Genomic DNA, 6,108 nt, shown 5'->3' with positions numbered 1-6,108 from the left:
GGTTTTCCGATCCAGCGTTGGCGGTCGCCCGGGGCGTTGTTCGTCGAGCAGACCGTCCACTCCGGATTCCACAAACCGATTGCGCCATTTGTGCACTGTCTTGCAGGATACGAACTGCTCATCTGCGACCTCGCTGGGTGTTTTCCCTGCATGTAACGCCAGGACAATCTTCGCCCGAGTAATCTGACCCTGGGGCAATGTGGTGGAGCGTAACCAGCCACGCAACGTACGCGCACTGGAAGCATCGATGGAGAATTCTTGAGGTCTACGCATACCGGCATAGTACACCTTTTCCCGTTAAATTACTCTATTTATCAAGCGGCCCACTAGGGGAATGTTGGCCACTTCGAGCTCCTTGGCGAGCTAAATCAGACGCTCCCGCAGGCAGTATAATCGATAGCGGATACTGTCATGCACCATCGCCAGCCGCATGCCTGGCCGCAATATAGGCAAAAGTCATCGCAGGCCCGAGCGTGCCGCCGCCGCCGCCATACAGGACTCCCGGGCCGCCTACACCGGCCGTGTTGCCCGACGCATAAAGGCCGGGTATCGGCTGGTCGAATACGTCCACCACCTGGGCGCTACCGTTGACGCGCAGACCGCCGCTGGTGCCAAGATCTGCCGGGCTGATTTCGGCAAGGTAGTAGGGCCCATCACCCAGCGGTCGCAGCGTGTCCTCGGGCTTGCCGGAGCCCAGGGTATCCATCAGGCTTTCACCGCGGTGGCAATCGGGATCCCGCCCCTCGGCAGCGTAGCGGTTGAAGCGCTCCACCGTGCGCTGCAGTTCTGCTGCGTCGATACCCGCTTGCTCCGCGAGCCCCTCCAGACTATCTGCCTGCAGCACCCAATCCGGCAGCGGCTCGCCCGCGCGGCAGCCGGCAACAAAGCCATTTTGACGCAGCGCATGATCCGACAGCGTGTAGGCTGGCAGGTTGCCGTAGCGGAAGTCACCCCAGTTTTCCCAGGTATGAAAACTCTGCCAGGATGCGTCGTAGGAACCGGACTCATTGAAGAATCGCCTACCGTGCCGATTGATGACGATAGCACCCGGTTGGGTCTTGTCGACCTGGCCGAACAGGCCCGCCCCGCCGGCGACATGGCCCTCGGCCTCCGCCAACGCCTTGTACACAACGAGGTGCCAACATTCATTCATGTTGCGCAGATCCGCCCCGACCGCCATGCCCATGCGTATCCCGTCACCTGCGTTACCCGGCGCTCCCAGCGTGTAGGGCGATGGGCCCCGCAGAAAATGTGCCTTCATCTCCGCATTGCGCTCAAAGCCGCCACTGGCAAGAATGACCCCGCGGTGGGCACGCACCCTAGCCAGGGTATTGCCACGGCGCACCTGAATGCCGCTCACCTGCCGCTGCCCATCTATTTCCGTAGTGATCAAGCGCTCTGCTGGGGACGATGTCCACACCTCCACACCCGCAGCCTGACAGCCCTCGTAGAGAAGCGAAATCAGGTGCCCACCGAGCGCACCGGAAGCCTCGACAGCCGTTTCCACCGAGCGCCCCCTGACCCTGGCTCCGGGCCATTCGGCATGATAGTCCGGCATAGCGCCCATAAAACGGGAAACCCGCCAGCTGATAGGGCTGTGATGTTCCACGGCCTCCAGCATATCGGCACCGTTATCGATAAAGGCATCGATCAAGCCTTCACTGGCCTGACCGCGGGCAAGCCGGGTAAGGTAGCGCTTGGCGTCATCGCGGTCATCCGTCAGCCCTTCCTGCTGCATCACCCGATTCATGGGCACCCAGAGCACACCGCCGGACACCAGTGTGGTGCCGCCGATGGCATCGGCTTTCTCAACCACGAGAACCTTCAGCCCACGACTGGCGGCGATCAGTGCAGCTCCCAGACCGGTGCCAGAACCCACAACGACCAGGTCGACCTCATGGTCGAAACGCGCTTGTCGGCCGGCATCGGTCGTAGCGGCCGCCACACCGAGACCGGAGCTCGCCAGCAGGGCGCTACTGCCGGCAATGAAGTTACGTCGTTTCATTCTGAGTCCTTCCTGTCAGCCAAAGGTCGTCACGTGCGTGGTCGTCGTTGCACTCGGTGAGTGCATACGCCACCAAGGTATCATTCACGTCGCTGCCAAGCACCTTGTGGCCACCGGTGGCAATCACCGCTATCAGGGCGTAGAGCCTGCCGATGGATCTGCTGTCGGACACGGGTGTAATCGATCAGCGTCGTCGCGCTAGTAGTCGTAAGCCAGTTCCACGCCCCAGGTTCTCGGTGCGCCATACTGCTCTGAGATCAAGCCCAATGCACCGAAGTTGATGGAGTAGACGGGGTAGTCATCGTCCGTCAGGTTTTCTCCGAACAGGGTGACTCGCATCATCGCGTCACCCACCTTGATGTTCTCCAGGCTCAGGCGAGCACCCACTACCATGCGCTCATCCATAACCGCTGAGGGGTAGACCACGGGCTGGCCATCGACAACGCCATTCCACAATGCATTCTCATACCACTCATCCTGCCAGTTGACACGAATAAAGCCTGTGACGTCACCGTAGGCTGTCTCGGCGAACGTGTAGTCCGCCGTCAGGTTGAGTTGATTGCTGGGGGAATAGGGCCGCAGGGCCGAGCTCACACCATCAATGCAGCTCTGTGGCACGGCGGTGCCGCAAACATCGGGAAATTTATCAAAATCACCGTGGATGTAGGCATAGCTGAGCCCGAGCACCAGGTTGTCGATGGGTGCCGCCAACACTTCCAGCTCTCCACCCCAGCGATCCGCTTCGCCCGCGTTAATGATACGCGTGGTGGCTGAGCCGCCACTTGAATCGGTGTTGGCGAGCTGAATATCCTCCCAGACGTAGGTGTAGAGCGAGCCGTTGATGCGCAGGCGGCCATCCCACCAATCGCTCTTCAAACCGATTTCCCACTGCTCCACGGTTTCCTCGTTGAAGGACGGTGTACCGATCTGTTCTCCATTGAAGCCACCACTGCGGTAGCCAGTTGCGTAGCGCAGAAAGGCGTTGATATCGTCCGTCGCCTGAAACGCTGCGGTAAAGTTGCCGCTGAGGTTGTCAAAACTCTCGGCGTTGGCCTGGGTCTGGCGCGGTATCTGCCCGGCAAAGGGCGTGGAATAGGCGAGGTAGTCCCAGATAATGTCCTTGTCTTCCTCGGTGTAGCGCAGCCCGAAGGTCAGGGACAAGCGATCCTGCAGCCAGCCGGGCTGCCAAGTAGCCTGGCCGTACACTGCCGCTGCTTCAGTGCTCAGCGCGTAGTTCTGGGTTGGGGCACCGGAGATGGGCGCGACGAAAATCGCCCGTCGGCTGTACTCTGCGTCATCCTCGAAATAGTACAGCCCCAGAACATACTGCAGTGAATCTGAAGACCCCACCAGCTGGAGTTCCTGGGAAAACTGCTCGTAGAAGTTGTCGGTGTCCTGCTTGGTGTGAAAGGCGCCTATTTCGTCAATGCCGTTCCAGATCGCGTCGAAAGGTAACTGCGGAATGCCCGGGTCGAAGCCGCCCGTCGCCCCGTACAGTCCACCCAGCGTTAGGTGCAGCAGGTCGTTGTAGGCGCCGATGCCGTTACTATCGAGGCTGCTATCAAGATCCTCGATGTCACCGAAGACATACGACTCCATCTCTCGGTAGGCCGTGATGGACTTCAGAACGATGTCTCCGATTTCCCAGGTCAGGGTAAGCGCATGCCCCTCGGTTTCGGTGTTTGTGGAGGGAGAAAAATCTGCCAATCCCCGGTCCTGACGGCCAGGGCCGCGCTCAATGACACCCTGATAGGCCGCGATGGTTTGCTCCAGTGACGGTATCCAGCGGTCACCAATGCGCGGGTCAGTGCCCGGGGTGGCAGCCCAGGCTCGCGCGCCAGCCAGAATTCCCTGCATTGCGCCCACTCTGTCGACGAGGCCAGCGGCATCCACGGAGTTGAAGCCCACGACTTGTTCCAGTGCGTTGGACTCATCCAGAACACTGTGATCATAGTTGTAATCAACTGAGAAACTCTCTGTGAGATCCCATTTGGCGGACACTCGCCAGGCCTCTCTATCGAGGTCGTTGAAGTCCGCACCTCCAGGGCTGTCGTTTTCCTGGAAGCCGTCGCGTAGTCGCGTCTGGTATCCTGCGCTGAAGGCAATCTGACCCAGACCCTCACCCACCTCGCCAAATGAGGCGGAATCGATGTTCAGCTTCAGGCTGCGGTAATCATAATTCCCCATGGCACCGGTAGCACGAAAACCGGATTCGCCTGAAGGCTTCCTGGAAATGAAGTTCACCGCGCCACCGGTGGAGTTGCGACCGTAAAGTGTGCCCTGCGGCCCTCTTAGCACCTCAATGCGCTCGAGTTCCGCGACGTCCATGGCAGAGCCGACGTTCTTGCCAATGAAAACACCATCCAGGTACAGGCCAATTGCGGGGTCCAGCGACAGATTGTTAGGTCCTCCACTGGCCATACCGCGGATGGTGAGCCCGGTGGTGCCACGAGAGCCGGGCGCCTCAAAACCAGCCACACCGGGTATTTCACCCATCAGATCTCCGGAGTTGGTGATGCCGCGTTTTTCAATTGCGCTGCCACTGAGCGCAGTGATTGAAATGGGCGTCTCCTGGATATTTTCCTCCCGCTTCTGGGCAGTGACCACAATCTCTTCCAGGGCTCCGGCAGGGTCCGCTGCGGCAATCGTCGCAGAACCAGCTCCTACGCACAGTGAGACAGCGAGCGACATTGATTTAATTCTGAATTTTGACATATGCATAATATTCCCGTTGTTATTTAAATTTGGCAGGCATACATCTTTGAAAATTTGACAGATAAAAGCGCACGCTTTTTAACAGGTTCAAATTTCCCGAAAAATTTCGCCTCACGCCAAAATGGTTTTTAAGGACTGCAAATACAGTAGTTATCGCGAATTATTATAGGACGTTTGGCTTATGGTCAATAGGTTTATGCGCTATTTTTAGCATTCCTTTTATTTCCAGAAAATAATTTATCTCGCTGGATTAAATAACTTTTGAAAGCTAATACATTTGTATGATGCGAACTATTCATAAATAGGAATAATCTTTTTTGCGCTCTAACACCCCTGCTGGTTTGTTTGCGTTAATAACGCACCAGTAACGTACGCAGCCTGCTCAAAACTCTTTTGACTTGCGTGTTGGCATGCGAGTTAATCACAGCAACTCTCTGCAGCAGAAGGACAAATTCATGACAGCTTCGACAAAGCGTGTTTGCGTCATAACCGGCGCAGGTAGTGGGATCGGCGCAGGGTTGGCGCGCTACGCGCTGCAGTATGGCATGCAGGTGATCGGCGCAGATATTGATGCCGACGGCCTGGAAAAGCTGGCAGCTGGTAACTCGGGGCATCGCGACAGGCTCAGTACGCGCATGCTGGATATTACAGATACCGATGCTGTAGCGGATTTTGCCGAGTGGGTGTATGCCGAGCATGGCAAGGTGAACCTCCTGTTCAATAATGCAGGTGTGCTGGTGGACGGCAAGAGCTGGGAGCGCCCATTGCGCGACTGGCGCTGGATCATCGATGTCAACCTGATGGGGGTTGTGCATGGGCTGCATCACTTTGTACCGCGCATGCTGCAGCAGGGCGAGCCCGGTCGAATCATCAATACCGCGTCGATTGGAGGCTTGTTGGGCGGAGGCACGTTCATGAGCCCCTATCAGGCCACCAAACACGCTGTCACCGTATTAACCGAAAGCCTCTACAAAGAGCTGGCGCAAGAGCCAGGAGAGATAACCGCGTCAGTACTGTGCCCGGCCGAAGTGGCCACCGGGATCTGGCACTCCGATCGGCTGCGACCGGCCGATCAGCATGTGAAGCTGGGGGCAGCGGAGCAGGCGTTTCACGATGTGGTTGCCAACAACGTGGCCGCCGGCACGACCCCCGACGAATTCGCCGCTCAGGTATTCAAGGGTATCGAGGCCGGCCAGTTCTGGTTGATCCCTGACACCGGGTTCATGCCAATGCTTGAGGAGCGCACCGCTGACATCGCGCAACAGCGTAACCCGGACGTCAACACCAGGGTCGACTTCGATCGTTGAGAAGCGCCTGGGTGTAAATGGGAGCGCAAACGCTGTACGTCGTTTTCTGCTAGCATTCTGCGGATCCGTAGCTGACACCAG

Annotated in this window: 5 protein-coding genes; 1 reads left to right on the top strand and 4 read right to left on the bottom strand. The window is 58.0% G+C overall.

All coding sequences use genetic code 11. The features are described 5' to 3' along the window. From G533_RS23980 to G533_RS0111280, 4 genes are all read right to left on the bottom strand, one after another. Window positions 1–273: helix-turn-helix domain-containing protein (locus tag G533_RS23980; RefSeq protein ID WP_144079860.1), on the bottom strand; the 273-nt coding region annotated here is incomplete at its 3' end. A 136-nt stretch (window positions 274–409) separates the two neighbouring features. Next, entirely contained in the window at window positions 410–2,005 is a 1,596-nt protein-coding gene (locus tag G533_RS0111285; RefSeq protein ID WP_027950047.1) for an FAD-dependent oxidoreductase, read from the bottom strand. Further along, window positions 1,992–2,177, bottom strand: coding sequence for a hypothetical protein (locus G533_RS24540; RefSeq protein WP_144079859.1), 186 nt, complete (start codon window positions 2,175–2,177; stop codon window positions 1,992–1,994). The genes G533_RS0111285 and G533_RS24540 overlap by 14 nt, the downstream gene beginning before the upstream one ends. 26 nt (window positions 2,178–2,203) lie before the next feature. Further along, complete coding sequence (locus G533_RS0111280; protein WP_027950046.1) at window positions 2,204–4,696, bottom strand: TonB-dependent receptor; 2,493 nt, start codon at window positions 4,694–4,696, stop codon at window positions 2,204–2,206. Window positions 4,697–5,175: 479 nt separating this feature from the next. On the opposite strand from G533_RS0111280, the gene G533_RS0111275 reads away from it, so the two are divergent. Continuing rightward, on the top strand, window positions 5,176–6,027 hold the full coding sequence (locus tag G533_RS0111275; RefSeq protein WP_027950045.1) for an SDR family NAD(P)-dependent oxidoreductase: 852 nt from the start codon (window positions 5,176–5,178) through the stop codon (window positions 6,025–6,027). Window positions 6,028–6,108: the final 81 nt, after the last annotated feature.

This window comes from Haliea salexigens DSM 19537, assembly GCF_000423125.1.
GTDB lineage: Bacteria > Pseudomonadota > Gammaproteobacteria > Pseudomonadales > Halieaceae > Haliea > Haliea salexigens.
The sequence above is the reverse complement of the archived record's forward strand: the minus strand, read 5'-3'. Positions and strand labels throughout refer to the sequence as shown.